Origin of the sequence: Micromonospora sp. NPDC048835, assembly GCF_040649995.1 — a bacterium.
In the GTDB taxonomy this organism is placed as follows: Bacteria; Actinomycetota; Actinomycetes; order Mycobacteriales; family Micromonosporaceae; genus Micromonospora.
Map to the genome: position 1 here is coordinate 16,075 of NZ_JBEZGM010000043.1, position 18,919 is coordinate 34,993.

Annotated in this window: 23 protein-coding genes and 1 riboswitch; of the genes, 14 read left to right on the forward strand and 9 right to left on the reverse strand. The window is 72.5% G+C overall.

The window, feature by feature from the left end; genetic code table 11:
* Positions 1 to 21: 21 nt before the first annotated feature.
* Together AB0C15_RS30355 and AB0C15_RS30360 are read right to left on the reverse strand one after the other, a co-directional pair.
* Entirely contained in the window at positions 22 to 501 is a 480-nt protein-coding gene (locus AB0C15_RS30355) for a hypothetical protein (RefSeq protein WP_112589144.1), read from the reverse strand.
* Positions 502 to 525: 24 nt separating this feature from the next.
* Positions 526 to 867 (reverse strand): antibiotic biosynthesis monooxygenase, encoded by a 342-nt coding sequence (locus AB0C15_RS30360; RefSeq protein ID WP_357357754.1) that lies wholly within the window; start codon positions 865 to 867, stop codon positions 526 to 528.
* A gap of 29 nt (positions 868 to 896) precedes the next feature.
* On the opposite strand from AB0C15_RS30360, the gene AB0C15_RS30365 reads away from it, so the two are divergent.
* From AB0C15_RS30365 to AB0C15_RS30405, 9 genes are all read left to right on the forward strand, one after another.
* Positions 897 to 1,154 (forward strand): hypothetical protein, encoded by a 258-nt coding sequence (locus AB0C15_RS30365; protein ID WP_357357756.1) that lies wholly within the window; start codon positions 897 to 899, stop codon positions 1,152 to 1,154.
* Between the two features lie 54 nt (positions 1,155 to 1,208).
* A complete protein-coding gene (locus AB0C15_RS30370) occupies positions 1,209 to 2,156 on the forward strand; it encodes a metal ABC transporter substrate-binding protein (RefSeq protein ID WP_357357758.1) in 948 nt (315 codons plus the stop codon).
* Positions 2,153 to 2,914, forward strand: a complete 762-nt coding sequence (locus tag AB0C15_RS30375; protein ID WP_357357760.1) for a metal ABC transporter ATP-binding protein — start codon at positions 2,153 to 2,155, stop codon at positions 2,912 to 2,914. The genes AB0C15_RS30370 and AB0C15_RS30375 overlap by 4 nt, the downstream gene beginning before the upstream one ends.
* A gap of 3 nt (positions 2,915 to 2,917) precedes the next feature.
* Positions 2,918 to 3,784, forward strand: coding sequence for a metal ABC transporter permease (locus AB0C15_RS30380; protein WP_357357762.1), 867 nt, complete (start codon positions 2,918 to 2,920; stop codon positions 3,782 to 3,784).
* Between the two features lie 43 nt (positions 3,785 to 3,827).
* On the forward strand, positions 3,828 to 4,127 hold the full coding sequence (locus AB0C15_RS30385) for a metalloregulator ArsR/SmtB family transcription factor (RefSeq protein ID WP_007463903.1): 300 nt from the start codon (positions 3,828 to 3,830) through the stop codon (positions 4,125 to 4,127).
* The gene (locus tag AB0C15_RS30390) at positions 4,124 to 4,522 is read left to right on the forward strand and encodes a Fur family transcriptional regulator (protein ID WP_357357765.1); all 399 of its coding nucleotides are present in this window, start codon (positions 4,124 to 4,126) and stop codon (positions 4,520 to 4,522) included. Before AB0C15_RS30385 ends, AB0C15_RS30390 begins: the two co-directional genes overlap by 4 nt.
* 13 nt (positions 4,523 to 4,535) lie before the next feature.
* On the forward strand, positions 4,536 to 4,979 hold the full coding sequence (locus AB0C15_RS30395; RefSeq protein ID WP_357357767.1) for a GNAT family N-acetyltransferase: 444 nt from the start codon (positions 4,536 to 4,538) through the stop codon (positions 4,977 to 4,979).
* A 365-nt stretch (positions 4,980 to 5,344) separates the two neighbouring features.
* Positions 5,345 to 5,953 carry a hypothetical protein gene (locus AB0C15_RS30400; RefSeq protein ID WP_357357769.1) on the forward strand — a complete coding sequence of 203 codons (609 nt, stop codon included), beginning with the start codon at positions 5,345 to 5,347 and terminating at the stop codon, positions 5,951 to 5,953.
* Positions 5,954 to 6,575: 622 nt separating this feature from the next.
* Positions 6,576 to 6,743 (forward strand): hypothetical protein, encoded by a 168-nt coding sequence (locus AB0C15_RS30405; protein WP_357357771.1) that lies wholly within the window; start codon positions 6,576 to 6,578, stop codon positions 6,741 to 6,743.
* 208 nt (positions 6,744 to 6,951) lie between these two features.
* Here the strand turns inward: AB0C15_RS30405 and AB0C15_RS30410 are convergent, their stop codons facing one another.
* The 4 genes from AB0C15_RS30410 to AB0C15_RS30425 all read right to left on the reverse strand — a co-directional run bounded on the left by AB0C15_RS30410 (position 6,952) and on the right by AB0C15_RS30425 (position 11,392).
* On the reverse strand, positions 6,952 to 8,949 hold the full coding sequence (locus AB0C15_RS30410) for an acyl-CoA dehydrogenase family protein (protein ID WP_357357774.1): 1,998 nt from the start codon (positions 8,947 to 8,949) through the stop codon (positions 6,952 to 6,954).
* Positions 8,950 to 9,034: 85 nt separating this feature from the next.
* Positions 9,035 to 9,538, reverse strand: a complete 504-nt coding sequence (locus AB0C15_RS30415; protein ID WP_357357776.1) for a DUF6328 family protein — start codon at positions 9,536 to 9,538, stop codon at positions 9,035 to 9,037.
* 158 nt (positions 9,539 to 9,696) lie between these two features.
* Positions 9,697 to 10,446 carry an SIS domain-containing protein gene (locus AB0C15_RS30420; protein ID WP_357357778.1) on the reverse strand — a complete coding sequence of 250 codons (750 nt, stop codon included), beginning with the start codon at positions 10,444 to 10,446 and terminating at the stop codon, positions 9,697 to 9,699.
* Between the two features lie 115 nt (positions 10,447 to 10,561).
* Positions 10,562 to 11,392 (reverse strand): alpha/beta fold hydrolase, encoded by an 831-nt coding sequence (locus AB0C15_RS30425; protein ID WP_357357780.1) that lies wholly within the window; start codon positions 11,390 to 11,392, stop codon positions 10,562 to 10,564.
* Between the two features lie 105 nt (positions 11,393 to 11,497).
* A riboswitch (TPP riboswitch) is annotated at positions 11,498 to 11,602 on the forward strand.
* A 74-nt stretch (positions 11,603 to 11,676) separates the two neighbouring features.
* Here AB0C15_RS30425 and AB0C15_RS30430 point away from each other — a divergent pair.
* The 3 genes from AB0C15_RS30430 (at position 11,677) to AB0C15_RS30440 (ending at position 14,595) form a co-directional block, all read left to right on the forward strand.
* A complete protein-coding gene (locus AB0C15_RS30430; RefSeq protein ID WP_357357782.1) occupies positions 11,677 to 12,264 on the forward strand; it encodes an ECF transporter S component in 588 nt (195 codons plus the stop codon).
* A 103-nt stretch (positions 12,265 to 12,367) separates the two neighbouring features.
* Entirely contained in the window at positions 12,368 to 13,798 is a 1,431-nt protein-coding gene (locus tag AB0C15_RS30435; protein WP_357357784.1) for an ABC transporter ATP-binding protein, read from the forward strand.
* Complete coding sequence (locus tag AB0C15_RS30440) at positions 13,795 to 14,595, forward strand: energy-coupling factor transporter transmembrane component T (protein ID WP_357357787.1); 801 nt, start codon at positions 13,795 to 13,797, stop codon at positions 14,593 to 14,595. Before AB0C15_RS30435 ends, AB0C15_RS30440 begins: the two co-directional genes overlap by 4 nt.
* A gap of 213 nt (positions 14,596 to 14,808) precedes the next feature.
* Here AB0C15_RS30440 and AB0C15_RS30445 read toward each other — a convergent pair whose 3' ends face one another.
* On the reverse strand, positions 14,809 to 15,300 hold the full coding sequence (locus AB0C15_RS30445) for a hypothetical protein (RefSeq protein WP_357357789.1): 492 nt from the start codon (positions 15,298 to 15,300) through the stop codon (positions 14,809 to 14,811).
* A 290-nt stretch (positions 15,301 to 15,590) separates the two neighbouring features.
* Here AB0C15_RS30445 and AB0C15_RS30450 point away from each other — a divergent pair, with 290 nt between their 5' ends.
* Together AB0C15_RS30450 and gndA are read left to right on the forward strand one after the other, a co-directional pair.
* Positions 15,591 to 15,887, forward strand: coding sequence for a thiamine-binding protein (locus tag AB0C15_RS30450; protein ID WP_357357791.1), 297 nt, complete (start codon positions 15,591 to 15,593; stop codon positions 15,885 to 15,887).
* Between the two features lie 189 nt (positions 15,888 to 16,076).
* A complete protein-coding gene (gndA, locus tag AB0C15_RS30455) occupies positions 16,077 to 17,519 on the forward strand; it encodes an NADP-dependent phosphogluconate dehydrogenase (protein WP_357357793.1) in 1,443 nt (480 codons plus the stop codon).
* Positions 17,520 to 17,646: 127 nt separating this feature from the next.
* On the opposite strand, the gene AB0C15_RS30460 is transcribed toward gndA, so the two are convergent.
* Together AB0C15_RS30460 and AB0C15_RS30465 are read right to left on the reverse strand one after the other, a co-directional pair.
* Positions 17,647 to 18,408, reverse strand: coding sequence for a pirin family protein (locus AB0C15_RS30460; RefSeq protein WP_357357796.1), 762 nt, complete (start codon positions 18,406 to 18,408; stop codon positions 17,647 to 17,649).
* The gene (locus tag AB0C15_RS30465) at positions 18,405 to 18,632 is read right to left on the reverse strand and encodes a thioredoxin reductase (protein WP_091409742.1); all 228 of its coding nucleotides are present in this window, start codon (positions 18,630 to 18,632) and stop codon (positions 18,405 to 18,407) included. Before AB0C15_RS30465 ends, AB0C15_RS30460 begins: the two co-directional genes overlap by 4 nt.
* Between the last annotated feature and the right edge of the window lie 287 nt (positions 18,633 to 18,919).

Below are 18,919 nucleotides of genomic sequence, written 5' to 3' on the forward strand. Positions count from 1 at the left end.
CAGCAGAATACCGGTGGCGGGTCAGCTGACCTCGCAGACCTCCACACCGCCGGTCTGCCCGTCCTGGCCGAGGCTCACCTGTTGCCGCTCCCGGTCGCCGCCGTCGAGGGTCACGTCGACAGGCACGGTCAGGTAGGTGGTGTCCACCTCGCCGACCCGGAACGCGGTCACCTGTGGCTCGGCGGCGGCCCGCCGCTCGAACTCTGGCCGGGACTCACGCCGCTGCGCGTCGTCGCAGAGCTGGTCGTACGCCCGCCCGTAGTTCCGCTCGACGAGCGCCTGGTAGTAGTCGCCGGTCACGGTGCGGGCCTGTTCCCGGATCGCCTGGACTCCGCTGACGGCCAGGCCGACGACGGCGGTGCCGCCCCCGCCGCAGCAGAGCACCACGGCGAGCGCGCCGACGCCGAGGCCGATCCAGAGCCGGGTCCGGCGGCCCTCGGTGGGCGGTGCGGCGAACGGCGGAGCCACCCCGGGACCGGGTGGCGGGGCGGGTGCGGTCATAGGAGCAGCGTAGTGTCCGGCGGCTCAGCGGTAAGGACCCGCAGCCCGATCACTCTCGGCGACGACGACTGCCCCGCCGGGGGCGGCGGTGGCGAGCGCCTCGTAGGCGGAGGGCTCGTCGACGGACTCGGCGAGCAGCGGCACGGCGCTGACCTTGACCTCGAAGGCGCCAAGCGCCCGCCGATAGGTGCCGACCGACTCCCACTCGGTGACGAGCGACCAGTGCCGGGGGTCGTCGAGCGCCCGGACCAGTTGGCCGCGCAGGTAGCCGGGGCGGGCGGCAAGCGCGGTGAGGGCGGCGTGCGCCCGTTCGGTGAAGCCGTCGGCGGTATCGACGTCGACCACGAACCGGTTGGTCACCAGCACCGGGGGTTCCTCCTCGTAGAGTCTGTGGGATGCAGCGTACGCAGCGCCCTCTGCTCGCCCGGTTGGCCGGGGCGAACCCCACGTCGGTGTTCCTGCTCACCCTGGTGGTGGTGCTGGTGGCGTTCTTCACGCCCGGGGTGGTCGGTGGGCTGCTGACGCTCGCGCTCGCCGGCCTCCTGATCGCCCTGTTGGCGACGACCTGGGCGGTTCAGGCGCCGCAGACCCGGGTGATTCGACTGGTGATGCTGACCTTGCTGGTGACGGTGGGCCTCGTGAAGCTCCTCTGACATGCAATCATGCGTTTTTGACAATCATTATCGTTGCCACGGACAGTTGCTGACATGACCAACCGCTCCACGTACCGTGTCCTGGCCGCCGCGACCGCCCTGCTCACCCTGGGCGCCGGGGCCGGCTGCTCCACCGGTGACTCCGCCGGCGCCGACCCCCAGCGGGTCGACGTGGTGGCCGCGTTCTACCCCCTCCAGTTCCTGGCCGAACGGATCGGCGGCGACGCGGTCCGGGTGACAAACCTGGCCAAGCCCGGCGCCGAGCCGCACGACCTGGAACTCAACCCGAGCCAGGTCGGCGAGGTCAGCGACGCGGAGCTGATCGTCTACCTCAAGGGGTTCCAGCCCGCGGTGGACGACGCCGTCGCCCAGAACGGCGGCGACCGGGCGTTCGACGTGACCAGCGTGCAGCCGCTGCTGGACGCGTCCGCCGGCGGGCACAACCACGAGGGCGAGGAGGAGCACGCCGAGGAGGGCAACCGCGGCAAGGATCCGCACGTCTGGCTCGACCCGACCCGGCTGGCCGGCATCGGCGACCAGCTCGCCCAGCGGCTCGGCAAGGCCGACCCGGAGCACGCCGCCGACTACACCGCCCGGGCGGCGGCGCTGCGCGCCGACCTGACGACCCTGGACGGTGAGTTCAAGCACGGCCTGGCGACCTGCCAGCGGCGGGAGATCGTGACCAGCCACGCCGCGTTCGGCTACCTCGCCGACCGCTACCAGTTGGACCAGGTCGGCATCACCGGGCTGAGCCCCGACGTCGAGCCCTCCCCGCAGCGCCTCGCGCACGTCATCGAGGAGGCGAAGGAGCACCAGACCACCACGATCTTCTTCGAGACCCTGGTCAGCCCCAAGGTCGCCGAGACCATCGCCGGTCAGGTCGGCGCGAAGACCGCTGTGCTCGACCCGATCGAAGGGCTCGCAGCCGGCAGCGACGGGGACTACCTTTCGGTGATGCGCACCAACCTGCGGACCCTGCAGACGGCCTTGAGCTGCTCGTGACCTCACCTGTCATCACCGTCGAGCACGGGGTGGTCGGCTACGACGGCCGCCCCGTGCTCCGGGACATCTCGCTCACCGTGACCGCCGGCGAGGTGGTCGCGATTCTCGGCGCCAACGGCTCCGGCAAATCCACCCTGATCCGCGCCGTGCTCGGTCTGGTGCCGATCAGCTCCGGCTCGGTCACCCTGTTCGACCGGCCGTTGCGGCGTTTCCGGCAGTGGGCCCGCATCGGGTACGTCCCGCAGCGCCTCGGCGCCGGCGGCGGCGTACCGGCCACCGTCCGCGAGGTGGTGGCCTCCGGCCGGCTGGCCCGCCGGGGGGTGCTGCGTCCGCCCGGTCGCGCCGACCGCGCAGCCGTCGACGCCGCGCTCGGCGCGGTAGGGCTCGCCGACCGGGCCGGCGACCCGGTGTCCACGCTCTCCGGCGGCCAGCAGCAGCGCACCCTGATCGCCCGCGCCCTGGCCGGGAAACCGGAGCTGCTGGTCCTCGACGAGCCCACCGCCGGGGTGGACGCGGCCAGCCAGGAGGCGTTCGCCGGCGCGCTGCGCGACTTCGTCGCCGACGGCGGGACGGTGCTGCTCGTCGCCCACGAGTTGGGCCCGCTGCGACCGGTGATCAGCCGGGCTGTCGTCGTCCACGAGGGTCGCATCGCCCACGACGGCGCGGTGCCGGACCCGGCCGGCCACCACGCGGAGCCCGACCACGACCACGTGCACCCGCACTGCTACGACGAGCCCGCCGGGCTGTGGAGCAACTGACCCATGGAACTCTTCCAGTACCCCTACATGCAGCGCGCCCTGATCGGCGCGTTGATCATCGGGCTGGCCGCGCCGGCGCTCGGCATCTACCTGGTGCAGCGCCGGCTGGCGCTGATCGGCGACGGTGTGGGGCACGTGGCGCTGACCGGCGTCGGTGCGGGGCTTCTGCTCAACCGCTCGCCGGTGCTCGTCGCGGTGATCGCCGCCACCATCGGCGCGGTCGCCATCGAGCTGGTACGAGCCCGTGGGCGTACCTCAGGTGATCTGGCCCTGGCCCTGCTCTTCTACGGCGGTATCGCCGGCGGCGTACTCCTGGTCGGGCTCTCCGACGCGACGAGCGCGAACCTCAACGCGTACCTCTTCGGGTCGCTGACCACCATCTCGCCGGCCGACCTGACCACCATCGCGGTGCTCGGCGCGGCGATCCTGGTCACGATGATCGCGCTGCGGCCGGCGCTCTTCGCGGTCAGCCACGACGAGGAGTACGCCCGGGTTTCCGGCCTCCCGGTCCGCACGCTGAACCTGCTCATCGCCGTCGCCACCGCGGTCACCGTGACCATCGCCATGCGGGCGGTCGGAGTGCTGCTCATCAGCGCGTTGATGGTGGTGCCGGTGGCCACCGCCCAGCAGGTCACCCGGGGCTTCCGCAGCACGATGGCGGCGGCGATGGCGCTCGGGCTGTTCGCGGCCGGCTCGGGTGTCTGGGTGGCGGCCACGGCGGACACCGCGCCGGGTGCCTCGGTGGTGCTCGTGGCGATCGCCTCGTTCCTGGTGGTGGCCGTGGCCGGCGCGGTCTGGCGGGTGGTGCGCCGCCGGTCGACGCCGACCGCCGCACCGACGCCGGAACCGCACGAGGTCGTGCTGAGCTGAGCCTGATCAGCAGGGCGTCAGTGGTATTGGTTACCGTTGCAGGATGACCAGCGCGACGGGCTACGAAGGGTTCGACGGGGCCAGCGAGTTGCTCCGCGCCCTGTCCGCTCCCATCCGGCTGGCGATCGTCAGCGAGCTGGCCGGCGGTGAGCGGTGCGTGCACGAGTTGGTGGAGAAGCTCGGCGCGGCGCAACCACTTGTCTCCCAGCACCTGCGGGTGTTGCGTGGAGCGGGCGTCGTCAGGGGCTCCCGCCGGGGCCGCGAGATCGCCTACAGCCTGGTCGACGAGCACGTCGCGCACATCGTGGCGGACGCGGTCAGCCACGCCGGGGAGGGTTCATGAGCGAGAGCGGCGCCGCGGTACGCAACACCCGGCAACGGTCGGCGGTGAGCGCGCTGCTGGGCGAGATGGAAGGCTTCCACAGCGCCCAGGACCTGCACGCGATGCTGCGGCAGCGCGGCGAACGGGTCGGCCTGACCACCGTCTACCGCACCCTCCAGGGGCTCGCCGATGCGGGTGAGATCGACGTGATGCGCCCACCGGGCGGTGAGCACCTCTACCGCCGGTGCAGCGAGGGGCACCACCACCACCTCGTCTGCCGGGCCTGCGGTCGTACCGTCGAGGTGGCCGGCCCGGCCGTGGAGAGCTGGGCCGACCGGGTCGCCGCGCAGCACGGCTACGCCGACGTCAGCCACACCCTGGAGATCTTCGGCACCTGCCCGACCTGCGTCCGCTGACTAACCTGTCGGCGTGACAGATCTTCGATTCGTGCGGGTCCAGGCAGTGGGCAGCGAAGCGACAGCCCTCGACTGGCAACACATCCACAATCTGATCATCCCCACCGATCCGCTGTCGGCCGACGAGATCGCCGTCCGCGCGCAGCGGAACATCCTGGAGGTCGCGTACCTCGACGGAGTGCCGGTGGGCTGCTCGACGGTGCGACCCCCGACGTCCGAGCCGGCGACCGTGATCGCGCGCGTGCTGCCCGAGAAGCGTCGCCAGGGCTTCGGGACGCACATCTACGAGCGCGGGCTGGCCACGGCCCGGGAACTCGGCGCGCAGGTCGTCCACACCGTCGTCCTGGCGTCAAACGACGACGGCCTCCGCTTCGCCCGTCACCACGGCTTCGTCGAGATCGAACGGTACGTCCTGCCGGGCCACACCATCGCGTTCGTGGACCTGCGGCTCGCCTGACCCACGGCCCGTGCGCCACAGCGCGTGCGCCACAGCGCGTGCGCCACAGCGCGTGCGCCACAGCGCGTGCGCCACAGCGCGTGCGCCACAGCGCGTGCGCCACAGCGCGTGCGCCACGGCCGGCACCCGCGTCGGTCACCGGGGCGTCGTCGGTGCCCCGGCCGCACCGCACCGGTCACCGTCGGTGCCCCGGCCCGCACCGCACCGGTCACCGGGGCGCCGTCAATGTCCCGGCCGGCACCGCACCGCGGCTCGCGCAGCCCTGCTCGCCCGTGACACCGCCGGCTGCTGCCGGGCCGGCGGTGTTCCCCCGGCCGCCGATCGACGGGTGCCGGGGCGTCGTCGTTCGTGACACGCTGGCCGGCGTGAAAATTTATGCTGATCGGTTCCCGACCGCCGCCCGTCAGTTGCTCACCGACCTGCTCGTCGTCGCCTGGGTGTACGCGGCGATTCGGGGCGCGCTGTGGTTGCACGACCTGGTGCAGAAGCTCGCCGTGCCGGGGCAGAAGCTGGAGGGCGCCGGGAGCGGCCTCGCCGACAACCTCGCCGACGCGGGCGGCAAGGTCCGCCGGGTACCGCTTGTCGGTGACGAGTTGACCGCGCCCTTCCGGCAGGCCGCCGAAGCCGCCCGGGGCCTCGCCGACGCGGGCCGGGACCAGCAGCACCTGGTCGACCAACTCGCGCTCGCCCTCGCCGTCGCGGTGCTGATCTTCCCGCTCGGCCTGGTGCTCTTCGGTTGGCTGCCGTTGCGGGTGCGCTGGATGCGTCGGGCCGGGTCGGCCGCGAAACTGGCCGCCGGTCCGGCCGGCCGGGACCTGCTCGCCCTGCGCGCGCTGGCCACCCAACCGCTGGGGCGGCTGACCCGCATCGCGCCGGACGTCGCCGAGGCGTGGCGGCGCGGCGACGACACGACAGTCGATGCCCTGGCCGCCCTGGAACTCCGCACCCTGGGCCTCCGCGCCAAGTCCCGCTAACCACCCAGCCCCGCCCCGCCCCGCCCTCCGCCGAGCCCCGCCCCGCCCTGCCCTCCGCCGAGCCCCGCCCCGCCCAGCCCTGCCCCGCCCGAGCCCTGCCCCGCCCTGCCCAGCCCCGCCCTGCCCAGCCCTACCCTGCCCGAGCCCTGCCCCGCCCAAGCCCTGCCCGCCCTGCCCCGCCCTGCCCTGCCCCGCCCTGCCCAGCCCTGCCCAGCCCTGCCCCGCCCGAGCCCTGCCCCGCCGATCTTGCAGTTTCGGTCGTCGAAATGCGAGGAATGCCCTTTAGGTCGCGACAGAAAGTGCAAGATCGCTGCGCACGGGCCGGGGTGAGGCGTCGATCATGGAGTTGTGGTGCCTGGTTTGGGGTGACTCTGGTGCTTTTGCAACCCACCACAACTCCATGATCGACGGGGCGGGGGCGGGGGCCGGGGGCGGGGCGGGAAGCCGGGGCAGGGCGGGGCGGGAAGCCGGGGTGAGAGTAGGCGCCGGCCGGTGGGCGGGGCGGGAAGGCCGGGGCAGTGCGGGAGGTAGGGCAGGCGAGGGTCGAGGGCGCGAGGCGGGACGGAGCGGCGGGCTGGTGGGTGAGGGCTTGGGCTGGGGAGCGGGTCGTTAAGGTCGTCGGGTGTTCTACTTCCTCGTCGTCATCGCCGTTCTGCTGCTCGGCTACGCCGCTGTCCTGGTCTCCTTCGTCCGTCGGGGCAAGAAGATCCCGCCCGCGGCGTACCTGGCCCTGGCCGGCCTCAACGGTCTGATCCTGGCAGGAGTGCTGGCCTGGGCAGTCGCCCGCTGACCGAAGCGGCCGTAGGCCCGCACTGCGACCAGCCCACACCGCTGCCGGCCGCACGGCGACCCAGCCGCACCGCAACCAGCCCGCACCGCGACCAGCCCACACCGCTGCCGGCCGCACTGCGACCCAGCCGCACCGCAACCAGCCCACACCGCGACCCAGCCCCACCACTGCTGGCCTCAACCGTGACGAGCGCGCACGGCGGCGAGGTTCAGGGCCGGGGCGGGATGCGGCGGCGGACGTCCTCGGCGGTGGACGGGCCGGGCGACCAGTTGGCCACCCAGGGCAGCTCGTCGGACGGGGTGAGCACGCCCTCCTCCAGGCCCGCGTAGCGGCCGGCGAGGATGCGCTTCGCGGCGGCGGTGTCGACCGAGTCGGTGTTGTCCCACAGGGCGCTGAACAGGGCGTCCACCCGCACCCGGGCCTGCCGGCAGAACAGGTCGGCCAGCTCGACGTTCTCTGGGCGGCTGTCCCGTTCGGCGGAGGCCCGGACGCAGACCGCGGACATCGCGAACAGCTCCGCGCCGATGTCCACCACTCGGCCGAGGAACGCCTGCTTGCGCTCCATCTTGCCCTGCCAGCGGGACATCGCGTAGAACGTCGACCGGGCCAGCTTGCGGGACGAGCGCTCCACCTGGCGCAGGTGCGCGGCGAGCGGGCCGAACTCGGCGTACGCCGAAGGGCTCTGCCCGCGGCCGACGGCGAGGGTGGGTAGCCACTTCGCGTAGAAGGCACCCGCTCGCGCGCCGGCTCGGGCCTTGCGACCCAGCCCCGCGTCCGGGTCGATGATGTCGCCGGCCACCGACAGGTGGGCGTCGACGGCTTCCCGTGCGATCAGCAGGTGCATGATCTCGGTGGAGCCCTCGAAGATCCGGTTGATGCGTAGGTCGCGCAGCATCTGCTCGACGGCGGCGGGGCGTTCGCCACGGGCGGCGAGTGAGTCGGCTGTCTCGTAGCCGCGCCCGCCCCGGATCTGGATCAACTCGTCGGCGATCTTCCAGGCCATCTCGCTGGCGTACAGCTTGACCAGTGCCGCTTCGATCCGGATGTCGTTGCGGTCGTCGTCGGCGAGCAGGCAGCAGAGGTCGAGCATGGTCTCCATGCCGTACGTGGTGGCGGCGATGAAGGAGAGCTTCTGCGCGACGGCCTCGTGCTCACCCACCGGCCGTCCCCACTGGACCCGGTCGGCGGCCCACCCGCGGGCCACGTTCAACGCCCACTTGCCGGCGCCCACGCACATGGCCGGCAGCGACAGTCGGCCGGTGTTCAACGTGGTCAGGGCGATCTTGAGCCCCTTGCCCTCACCACCGATGACGTTCTCGGCGGGCACGACCACGTCGTGGAACCGGGTCAGGCTGTTCTCCAGGCCGCGCAGGCCGATGAACTCGTTGCGCCGCTCGACGGTGATGCCGGGGCTGTCGCCGTCCACCACGAACGCGGTGATCCCGCCCCGACGCCCCTCGGTGGCCGGCACCCGGGCCATCACCACCAGCAGGGTGGCCACGATGCCGTTGGTGGCCCAGAGCTTCACCCCGTTGAGCCGGTAACCCGTGCCGTCCTCGGTCGGCTCGGCGATGGTGCCCAGGCGGGCCGGGTCGGAGCCGACATCCGGCTCGGTGAGCAGGAACGCGGACACCTCACCGGCGGCGAGCCGGGGCAGGAAGCGTTGCTTCTGCTCGGCGGTGCCGAACATCTTCAGCGGCTGCGGCACGCCGATCGACTGGTGCGCCGAGAGCAGCGCCCCGATGGCCGGGCTGACCGAACCGGCGAGCATCAGCGCCCGGCAGTAGTGCAGGTTGCTCAGCCCGAGACCGCCGTACTTCCGGTCGATCTTCATGCCGAACGCGCCGAGGTCGGCGAGGCCCTGGAACACCGAGTCGGGTATGGACGCGTCCCGTTCGATGGCCGCGCCGTCCACCTCGGAGGTCAGGAAGGCCCGGAACCGGCCGAGGAACTCCTCCGCGCGAGCCATGTCGGCCGGGTCGGACCGGGGCCACGGGTCGATCAGGTCGAGCCGGAACCGGCCGAGGAACAGCTCCTTGCCGAAGCTGGGCCGGTCCCAGGTGGACTCGCGGGCGGCTTCGGCGACCTGACGGGCCTCCTTCTCGGTGACCTGCCCGGCTTCCGCGGGCAGTGGCGCCGCGGCGTTTGCGGGGTGTTCCGAGTCGGGGCCGTCCGGTGCCGGTCGGCCGTTCTGCGTCGTGGTCACGGCTGCCCCCTCGAAAGCTCGGTACGGCTACCACAACGCTACCCCCGGTTGTTACCCAGGGGTAGCGGTGCGGGAGATCGCGCGGTCAGCGGCCGATGGTGGTGTCCGGGTCGTCGTCATCGTCGTCGATGTCGTCCTCGCCCCAGTTGCGTCGGGCGAACGGCAGGGCCACCCAGAACGTGAGGAACCAGATGCCGGCAAGCGCACTGAGCAGGAAGGCGATCGGCCGGTCCAGCACGAAGTCGGTGATCAGCAGTACCGCACTGACCATCGCGATCAGCATGAAGGCGAGACCACCGGTGGCCATCCGGTGCGCGAAGCGCACCAGCTCCGGTTTGCGGCCCTGCCGGAACAGCGCCCGGTGGAACGCCACCGGCGAGATGATCATCGCGGTGGCGGCGGCCGCCGCGAGCAACGCCACGATGTAGACGTCGCGCTGGAACTCCGTGGTCTCGGTGAAACCGTTACTGAACGGCAGGGTGAGCAGGAAGGCGAAGAGGATCTGCACGCCGGTCTGCGCGACCCGCAACTCCTGCAACAGGTCGGCGAAGTTGCGCTGCCAGCGCTGCTTCTCGGTCTCCTTGGACACGCGCTACCTCCGGTGAGACGCTACTGCCGGCGGTCCCAGCCGCCGGCAGCAACGCCAATGCCCCACCCGGCCGAGCGCGAAACAGGTTCACGACATCCGCCGTTCATCTCGGCGACGCACGTCGGCCACAAGCACCAGCCGAGCCGTCGCCGGCAGCCTCAGGCCCCGCGTCGGATCCGGCCCGCGTACCGCGCTTCCAGCTCGTTGTTGTGCGCGTCGCCGTCCGGGATGTTCGCCGACAGGTAGACCGGGGGCCGCTCCCCCGCCGCAAGCAGCCGCGCCACCACCTCCACGGTCACCTGCTGGGCCAGCAGCGCGGCGGTGATCGAGGAGACGGCACCGACGGCGCCGCCGCCGGGCAGGGGCAGCGTCGCGTCCCCGTACGGTGCGCCGTTGTCGAGCACCACGTCGGCGAGGTCGCTCAGCTTGCGCCCGGACGGGTGTCGGGAGGTCATCCGGCCGGAGTGCTGCGCCGAGGTGATCGCCACCAACCCGTGACCGTGCTCCTTCACAAGCGTCGCGAACTCCACCATCGCGCCGTTCACCCCGGAGTTCGAGGCGAGTACGAAGACGTCGGTCGGACGCACCGGGGCCAGCTCGTAGAGGCGGCGGGCGACGGCCGGGTCCCGTTCCAGCAGCGGGCCGAGCCGATCGGCGGGTTCGCCGCCGAGCAGCACCAGGTCGCGCAGCGCGATCCGGTTGGTCGGCACCAGCCCGCCGGCCCGTCCGGCGATCTCCATGGCCAGGGCCTCCGAGTGCCCGGTGCCGAACGCGTGCACCACACCGTCGGCTCGAACGGCGTCGGCGATCAGGTCGGCGGCCCGCCCCACCGCCTCCCGTTGGCTGGCGGCCACCCTGCCGATCGTCTCGGTCACCACGGCCAGGTAGTCCTCGGCGCTCACCGTCATACGTCCTCCGTCGTTCGAATTTGCGGGCCAGCCGGCCCGTTGGCGTTCGCCGCCCGCTCAGGCCGCCGCCGTCTCAGGTCAGGCCGCCGCCCTCTCAGGTCAGGCCGCCGCCCGCTCAGCCCGTGCCGCCGACCCGGGCCAGGACCGCCTCGGCGAGCGGGCCCGGCGCCGCGTCCGGGATCCAGTGACTCACCCCGGGAAGCTGCACGAAGCGGTAGTCCCCGGTGACGTTCGCCGCGCACGCCTCGGCGGCGGTCCGGCCGATCGCGACGTCCCGGTCACTCCAGACGTACGTGGTGGGCACCGCGACCTGGCCGACGTCGGCCAGGTCCCTGCGGGACATGGCCCGGTACCAGTTCAGCGCGGCCGTGAGCGCCCCCGGCTCGCGCATCGGGTCGGCGTACCTGTTCACCCGGGACGGGTCGCCCACCCCGCCGAGCAGCTTGCGCAGTGCGGTGGCGTGCCACGCCAGCAGCACCTTCTCCGCCTTGCCCGGCTTGCGGAACAGCGCGATGTACGACGAGCGCGCCTTCTGTTGGCCGTCGGTGGTCAGGGCGTGTGCCATGGCCGCCGGGTGCGGCACGGACACCGCGGTGAGCGTGTGGACCCGCTCGGGGTGCCGGGCGGCGACCGCCCAGGCCACGATCGCACCCCAGTCGTGACCGACCAGGTGCACGGTGTCCAGGCCGAGCGCGTCGAGCACCGCCACCACGTCGGTGACCAGCTCGGGGATCCGGTAGTCGGCCACCAGCGTGGGCCGGGCGCCCGGCGAGTAGCCGCGCTGGTCCAGTGCGTACGTGCGCAGCCCGCCGGCGTGCAGCGTCGGCACCACGTCGGCCCACTCGCCGCTGTGCTGCGGGAAACCGTGCAGCAGCAGGACGGGTACACCGTCCGGTGGACCGTCGACGGTCACCTCGAACGTGAAGCCTCGCGCGTCAACCCGCATGATCGGAAGCGTACCCAGACCGGGTAGGGCGGTCGCTCCCGCAGGTCAGGCGGGTGCCTGCTGTCCCCGTACCCCGGGGCGGTGTTAGCGTCAGCGAGACAACTTCATATCCGACAGGGGAGCGCACAGCGCTGAGAGTGCGGGCACGCCCGCAGACCCTCGAACCTGATCTGGGTAATGCCAGCGCAGGGAGTTCGGTCGACCTCCAGCCGCGCCGCAGTCCGGTGCCACCGGACGCGGCGTGCGTCTTCTCCTGGTTCTCTTCCTAGAACTGGGAGCACACCATGGACAACACCACAAACCGTTGGCGCACCATCGACATCGTGGTCGCCTCGGTGATCGCTGTCGCCTTCGGCGTCATCTTCTGGGCCTGGGGCCTGGTCTGGAGCGCCACCGAGGGCGCGTTCGCCTTCTTCCCGCCGGCGCAGACCCTGCTCTACGGCGTCTGGCTGATGCCGGCGGTGATCGGTGGGCTGGTCATCCGCAAGCCCGGGGCCGCCCTCTACTGCGAGACCGTGGCGGCGGTCCTGTCCGCGCTGATGGGCAGCCAGTGGGCCGGTACGGTGATCCCGCAGGGCATCGTGCAGGGCATCGGCGCGGAGCTGGCCTTCGCCGCCTTCCGGTACCGGTCGTTCCGGCTGCCGACCGCCGTGTTCGCCGGTGCGCTGACCGGTGTCAGCGCCGCACTGTTCGACTTCTTCGTCTGGAACGTCGACTACGCGCTCGGCGACTACCGCGTCCCGTACGCGCTGCTCACCATCGTCAGCGCCACCGTCATCGCCGGAGCGGGCGGCTGGCTGCTCACCCGGGCGCTGGCCAACACCGGCGTCCTGGACCGCTTCCCGGTGGGCCGCAACCGGGCCCTGATCTGACCCCGGTCCGACTTCGTCGATCAAGAGTTTTGCGTCAACCAGAGGCGGAATCCTGACGCAAACCTCTTGATCGACAACGGGAAATCACGCGGGAGGGGGTTCGGTGGGCGCGGTTGTTCTGCGGGGGTTCGGGTGGCGGCACGCCGGGCGGCGGGCCTGGGCGGTGCGCGGGGTCGACCTGCGGGTCGAGGCCGGGGAGCGGGTGCTGCTGCTCGGGCCGTCGGGGGCCGGCAAGAGCACCCTGCTCAGCGCACTGGCCGGGCTGCTCCCCGAAGACTCCGGCGAGCAGGAGGGCACCGTCGAGATCGACGGGCTCGACCCGCGCAAGGGGCGGGAGCGGGTCGGCATCGTCTTCCAGGACCCGGAGACCCAACTGGTGATGGCGCGCTGCGGCGACGACGTCGCGTTCGGGCTGGAGAACCGGGGAGTGCCGGCCGACGAGATCTGGCCCCGGGTGGACGAGGCACTGCACCGGGTCGGCTTTCCGTACTCCCGCAACCGCAACACCGCGGCACTCTCCGGTGGCGAGCAGCAACGCCTCGCCCTGGCCGGCGCGCTGGCCCTGCACCCCGCGCTGCTGCTGCTCGACGAGCCGACCGCCAACCTCGACCCGGCCGGGGCCGACCTGATCCGGCGCGCGGTGGCCGGCGCGCTGGACGCCGACACCACGCTGATCCTGGTGGAGCACCGGGTCGCCGAGGCGCTGCCGCTCGTCAACCGGGTGGTCGTCCTGGAACCGGGCGGCGGCGTCCGCGCGGACGGCACCCCCGAGGCCGTCTTCGCCGCCCACGGCACCGCACTTGCCGCCGAGGGGGTCTGGGTGCCCGGTCACCCCATCGCGCCCCGGGCCGCCACCGCCGGCCCCGGGGAGCTGTTGCTCACCGCCGACCGGCTCGGCCTCCCACCCCGGCTGGGCAACACCGACCTTCGGGTACGCGCCGGCGAGGCGCTCGCCGTCCGCGGACCGAACGGTGCCGGCAAGTCCACCCTGGCGTTGCTGCTCGGCGGTCTGCTCCGACCCGGCACCGGGCGGGTCACCGCGTCCGCCGAGTTGGCCGGCGCGGACCACCGCACTCCCCCGCACCGCTGGCGGGCCCCCGCGCTGGCCCGGCGGATCGGGTCGGTCTTCCAGGACCCGGAGCACCAGTTCGTCACGAGCACGGTCTTCGACGAGTTGGCGCTCGGCCCGCGCCGGACCGGCCAACCCGAGGCTGCCGTCAAGCAGACCGTGGCCGGGCTGCTGGAACGGCTGCGGCTGGCCCGACTCGCCGCTGCCAACCCGTACACCCTCTCAGGTGGCGAGGCGCGGCGGCTGAGCGTGGCGACGGCCCTGGCCACCGCGCCACGCCTGCTGATCTGCGACGAACCCACCTTCGGCCAGGACCGGCGGACCTGGCGGGAGCTTGTCGACCTCTTCGCCGACCTGCGCGACGACGGGCACGGCGTCGTCACGGTCACCCACGACGCGGACTTCGTCGCCGCGCTCGCCGACCGCACCGTCACCCTGCGGCGCGCCCCGGACCACGATCGATGATCAGCATCGAGCCGGTCGCCGCACCGGACGCGCCGTTGGCACGCCGCAACCCGGTGGCGAAGGTCGCCGCCGCCCTGGTCTTCTCGTTCACCCTGCTGGCGACCCTCGACCCGGTGGCCCCGGCCATCGCCATCGCCCTCGAACTCGCCGTCCTGCCGCTGTTCGGCATCCGCTACCGGGTGCTGGCCCGGCGGGCCCTGCCGCTGCTGCTCAGCGCCGCCGGCATCCTGGTCACCCTGGTGCTGTTCGCCGCCGACCGATCCGGTCGGGTCCTGCTCGACGTCGGGCCGGTGTTGGTGACCACCGGCGTGCTGCTCACCGCGCTCGGCCTGGTGCTGCGGGTGTTCGCGGTGGCGCTGCCCGGCGTGATCGTCTTCGCGACCACCGACCCGACCGACCTGGCCGACGCGTTGATCCAGAACGCCAAGGCGCCGGCCCGCTTCGCCATCGGGGCGCTCGCCGCGTTCCGACTGGTGCCGCTGCTCGGCCAGGAGTGGCAGATGATCAGCATGGCGCGGCGCGCGCGGGGCGTGGACGCGGGACGCAACCCGGTGGCGAAGCTGCGGCTGTTCACCTCCACCGCGTTCGCGCTGCTTGTCGGGGCGATCCGTCGAGGCACCCGGCTGGCGGTGGCCATGGACGCCCGCGGCTTCGACGCCGGCACACCCCGGACCATCGCCCGCCGCCAACACCTCACCCGCGCCGACGCGCTCCTCGTCGCCGGCGCGGCAGTCCTGGCCGGAGCGGCCCTCACCACGAGCATCCTCCTCGGCACCTTCCGCCCCCTGATCGGCTAGTTCCCGGCCCCGCGCCCCGCCCACCACCTCCGCGCGCGCCGTGCCCCGCCCCGCCCCGCCCCGCCCCGCCCCGCCCCGCCCCGCCCCGCCCCGTCGATCTTGCAGTTTCTGTCGTTGATTCGTCCCAATTTGTCGAATACGCGGGGACAGGAAGTGCAAGATCGACGGGAGAAGGCGCGGGCGGGGCCCGGGCGGGGTAGGTGGGGTGGCTTTTTAGCTGCGGCGGAAGGCGTAGCGGCGGGTCTGGCCGGCCTGTTGGCTACGGCCACCGGCGGAGCCTTTGCCGCCACCCTGCGGCGGGCCGGCCGTGGGTGCCGTCGGTCGCCCGGTGGGCTTCGGCAGCTCTCCCACCGTCGGCGCGTCGACCGCTGCCGGCACGTCAACAGGTGGCGCCACCTCGTCCGCGACGCCCGCCGGTCCCACATTCGCCGCCGGCAGAGCCGAATCGACCAGCGCCGCGGGTAGCGCCGCATCGACCACCGCCGGCCCCACGAGCGCCGCTGGCAGCGCCGGGTCGACCAGCGCCGCGGGTAGCGCCGCATCGGCCACCGCCGGCCCCACGAGCGCCGCCGGCAGAGCCGGGTCGACCGGCAGGTCGAGGGCGGGGAGGGTGGGCGGGAGCGGACCGCGTCCGGCCGCCGGGTCGACGCTGAGCGGCGTCGCTCTCGGGGTACGGGTCTTCTTCGGGTTACGCCTGGCAGGCATCCGGGCCTCCTTCGGTGCCGACCGACTGGCCGGTCCCGCGCGTCGGCGGTCGGTCGGATCGGCTGGTGGCCGACGCGACGCGACGGCCGAACAGGGGAGGGACTGCTCGCCGGGGTCGGACACAGCCAGCGCCGTCGAACGGCGGAGGGGATCTGCGGGACGCCCGAGAGCGCACGGACCGCGACGCGGGGCGGCGGGCCGGCTCGGAAGGTGGGGCGTCAGTAACGCATGGCCGTACCCTAACCGCCGCCGGAGCGGACGCGCACCCGATTTACTGGCACGATCGGCACATGCTGATCGCGTTCTCGATCACCCCGCTCGGCGGGGACGACTCGGTGGGTGACCTCGTCGCCGAGGCGGTACGGGTGGTGCGGGCTTCGGGCCTGCCGAACCGGACCGACGCCATGTTCACCACCGTCGAGGGCGAGTGGGACGAGGTGATGGCGGTGGTGAAGCGGGCGGTCGACGTGGTCGCCGCGCAGGCGCCCCGGGTGAGTGTGGTGCTCAAGGCCGATGTCCGTCCCGGGGTCACCGACGCGCTCACCGGGAAGATCGCCCGAATCGAAGCCCGTCTCGTCGAAGGCTGACGTACGCGGCGCGGGATGACGACAGGTTTCCCTGCGCGGCGCCCACCGACCCCTGCCGGGAGCCCGAGCCGCCATCGGCAACATCGGTATTACGTGCAGTAACGGGACGCCGGTCACTGGTCCGTATCGGCTGACATCACGGTAAGTTTCCAAACGCTGATAGTGGTGTGACGAGAGGTGGCGGCACGAATGGCTGATCAGGCGAGGGCACAGATCGGTGTGACCGGGCTGGCGGTGATGGGCCGCAACGTGGCCCGCAACCTGGCTCGCAACGGCTTCACGGTGGCGGTGCACAACCGCTCGCCGGAGCGCACCCGCAGCCTGGTCGCCGAACACGGCGACGAGGGCACGTTCGTGCCGGGTGAGACGATGGCCGACTTCGTGGCGTCCCTGGAGCGACCCCGCGCGGTCATCGTCATGGTCAAGGCCGGAGCGCCCACCGACGCGGTGATCGACGAGTTGGTGCCGCTGCTTGACGAGGGCGACATCATCGTCGACTGCGGCAACGCCCACTTCGCCGACACCCGCCGTCGCGAGGAGGCACTGCGGGCGCAGGGCCTGCACTTCAGCGGCACCGGCGTCTCCGGTGGCGAGGAGGGCGCGCTGCGCGGGCCGAGCATCATGCCGGGCGGCTCCGCCGAGTCGTACGCGAAGCTCGGGCCGATGTTCGAGAAGATCGCCGCCCAGGTGGACGGCGTGCCGTGCTGCACGCACGTCGGGCCGGACGGCGCCGGGCACTTCGTCAAGATGGTGCACAACGGCATCGAGTACGCCGACATGCAGCTCATCGCCGAGGCGTACGACCTGCTCCGGGCCGGCCTGGACGCGACGCCGGCCGAGATCGCGGAGATCTTCCGCGAGTGGAACACCGGCGAGTTGGAGTCGTTCCTCATCGAGATCACCGCCGACGTGCTCGCGCACACCGACGCGGCGACCGGCCGGTCCTTCGTGGACATCGTGCAGGACCGGGCCGAGCAGAAGGGCACCGGCCGGTGGACCGTGCAGAGCGCTCTGGACCTGGGCATTCCGATCACCGGAATCGCCGAGGCGACCTTCGCCCGCTCGCTCTCCGGGCACGTCGACCAGCGCGAGGCGGCCCGCCGGGCGTTCCCCGACGCGGGTGAGAAGTGGCAGGTCAGCGACCGGGAGGCCTTCGTCGAGGACGTCCGCCGGGCGCTGCTCGCCTCCAAGATCGTCGCGTACGCGCAGGGCTTCGACCACATCCGTGCGGGCAGCCAGGAATACAACTGGGACATCGACCTCGGCGGCACCGCGACCATCTGGCGGGGCGGCTGCATCATCCGGGCGCGCTTCCTCAACCGGATCCGTGAGGCGTACGACGAGCAGCCCGACCTTCCGACGCTGCTCGTGGCACCGTACTTCGCCGAGGCGGTCAGCGCTGGCGTGCCGAGCTGGCGGCGGGTGGTGGCCGACGCGACCCGGGCCGGCGTGCCGACGCCCGCGTTCTCGTCGTCGCTTGCGTACTTCGACGCGTTGCGCGCGGAGCGGCTGCCCGCCGCGCTGATCCAGGGCCTGCGGGACAACTTCGGCGCGCACACCTACCAGCGGGTGGACCGCGAGGGTTCGTTCCACACCACCTGGGCCGCCGACCGCACCGAGTCCCCGGCGTAGTCGCGCAGCACCACCGCATGATCGTGCTCGATCCATGATGTAGTGGCCTTCCCGAGGTGGGAGGCCACTACATCCATGTTCGAGCACGATCATGGGGGCCGCCGGGCGCTCCCCTTGCGGGCGACGGTCAGGCGACCGTGGCGTGCATCTCCCAGACCAGGATCTCGGCCGGTTCGTCGGCGGTGACCCGACGGCCGCCGGTCATGGTGAGCCGGGCGGCGTCGCCACTGCCGAGCGGGCCGCTGCCCTCCAGGGTGACCGTGCCGTCGGGCACGTACAGGTGCACGTAGGGCGCGTCGGGGATGGTGACCTCGGCGCCGGGGGTGAGACGGGCGGCGTGCAGGGTCGCGTACCGGTTGCGGATCCGGATCGCGGAGGCGCCGTCGTAGCGGTCCATCCCGGAGGCGATCGGCACCAGGCCGCCGCGGAGTAGCTCGTCCTCGATCTCCAGCTGCTCGTAGCCGGGGTCGACGCCCTGCTCGTCGGGGAGCACCCACATCTGCACGAAGTGCACCGGGTCGCTGTGCGGCTCCTGGTTGTCGAGCCGCCAGGCGTCGTTCTTCTCCGAGTGCAGGATGCCGGTGCCGGCGCTCATCCGCTGGGCCAGACCCGGGTAGATCACCCCTGAGTGCCCGGTGGAGTCCTGGTGCACCAGGGAGCCGCGTAGCACCCAGGTCACGATCTCCATGTCCTGGTGGGGGTGGGTCTCGAAGCCGGCTCCCGGTCGGACCACGTCGTCGTTGTTGACGAGCAGCAGGCCGTGGTGCGTGTTGGCCGGGTCGTAGTGCCGGGAGAACGAGAAGGAGTGCTTGGAGTCCAGCCAGGAGATCCGGGTGGCGAAGCGCTCATCGGCACGGCGGATGTCGACAGCGGGCGCGGGTGCCGTCACCAGGCACGCTGCCCGGCGTCGGGGGTCGACGGCGCCCAGGTCAGGGCCGGCTCGCCGGTGGCCAACTCGGCGATCTCGCCGGTCCGCAACTGCGGTGTGTGGCCGAACTCGGCGCAGTGCTGCTCGGCGATCTCGGCACAGATCTCGGCCACCTGCTCGCAGATCGGGTCGCCCAGATCGGCGGCGTTCAACGCCATGATCATCTTGAACCGGAGATCCCGCATGTCGCCCCCCACCGCCCTCGTCCCGCCACCTCCGGACCCTACCCGCCGCCCTTGCACGGCACCCCGAAACAGCCGCAACCACACACCCACCCCAATGAGCGAACGTCGACCCCCGGCCGCGTCGATCATGGAGTTGTGGTGGTGCGCACAAGCCGTAAAAGCGGCTGATCCGGCCACCACAACTCCATGATCGATGCGGACGGGGCGGGGCGGGGCGGGGCGGGGCGGGGCGGGGCGGTGCGGGGCGGGGCGGGGTAGATGGGGTGGCGCCGCCCGCACGGGGTGCG

What these genes read in the sequence shown, in the direction of transcription:
- AB0C15_RS30365 (WP_357357756.1), top strand. Translation starts at nt 897, where the DNA reads ATGCAGCGTACGCAGCGCCCTCTGCTCGCCCGGTTGGCCGGGGCGAAC.
- AB0C15_RS30445 (WP_357357789.1), bottom strand. Translation starts at nt 15,300, where the DNA reads ATGCCTGCCAGGCGTAACCCGAAGAAGACCCGTACCCCGAGAGCGACG.
- AB0C15_RS30465 (WP_091409742.1), bottom strand. Translation starts at nt 18,632, where the DNA reads ATGCGGGATCTCCGGTTCAAGATGATCATGGCGTTGAACGCCGCCGAT.
- AB0C15_RS30390 (WP_357357765.1), top strand. Translation starts at nt 4,124, where the DNA reads ATGAGCGAGAGCGGCGCCGCGGTACGCAACACCCGGCAACGGTCGGCG.
- AB0C15_RS30370 (WP_357357758.1), top strand. Translation starts at nt 1,209, where the DNA reads ATGACCAACCGCTCCACGTACCGTGTCCTGGCCGCCGCGACCGCCCTG.
- AB0C15_RS30430 (WP_357357782.1), top strand. Translation starts at nt 11,677, where the DNA reads ATGGACAACACCACAAACCGTTGGCGCACCATCGACATCGTGGTCGCC.
- gndA (WP_357357793.1), top strand. Translation starts at nt 16,077, where the DNA reads ATGGCTGATCAGGCGAGGGCACAGATCGGTGTGACCGGGCTGGCGGTG.
- AB0C15_RS30355 (WP_112589144.1), bottom strand. Translation starts at nt 501, where the DNA reads ATGACCGCACCCGCCCCGCCACCCGGTCCCGGGGTGGCTCCGCCGTTC.
- AB0C15_RS30380 (WP_357357762.1), top strand. Translation starts at nt 2,918, where the DNA reads ATGGAACTCTTCCAGTACCCCTACATGCAGCGCGCCCTGATCGGCGCG.
- AB0C15_RS30385 (WP_007463903.1), top strand. Translation starts at nt 3,828, where the DNA reads ATGACCAGCGCGACGGGCTACGAAGGGTTCGACGGGGCCAGCGAGTTG.
- AB0C15_RS30440 (WP_357357787.1), top strand. Translation starts at nt 13,795, where the DNA reads ATGATCAGCATCGAGCCGGTCGCCGCACCGGACGCGCCGTTGGCACGC.
- AB0C15_RS30425 (WP_357357780.1), bottom strand. Translation starts at nt 11,392, where the DNA reads ATGCGGGTTGACGCGCGAGGCTTCACGTTCGAGGTGACCGTCGACGGT.
- AB0C15_RS30420 (WP_357357778.1), bottom strand. Translation starts at nt 10,446, where the DNA reads ATGACGGTGAGCGCCGAGGACTACCTGGCCGTGGTGACCGAGACGATC.
- AB0C15_RS30450 (WP_357357791.1), top strand. Translation starts at nt 15,591, where the DNA reads ATGCTGATCGCGTTCTCGATCACCCCGCTCGGCGGGGACGACTCGGTG.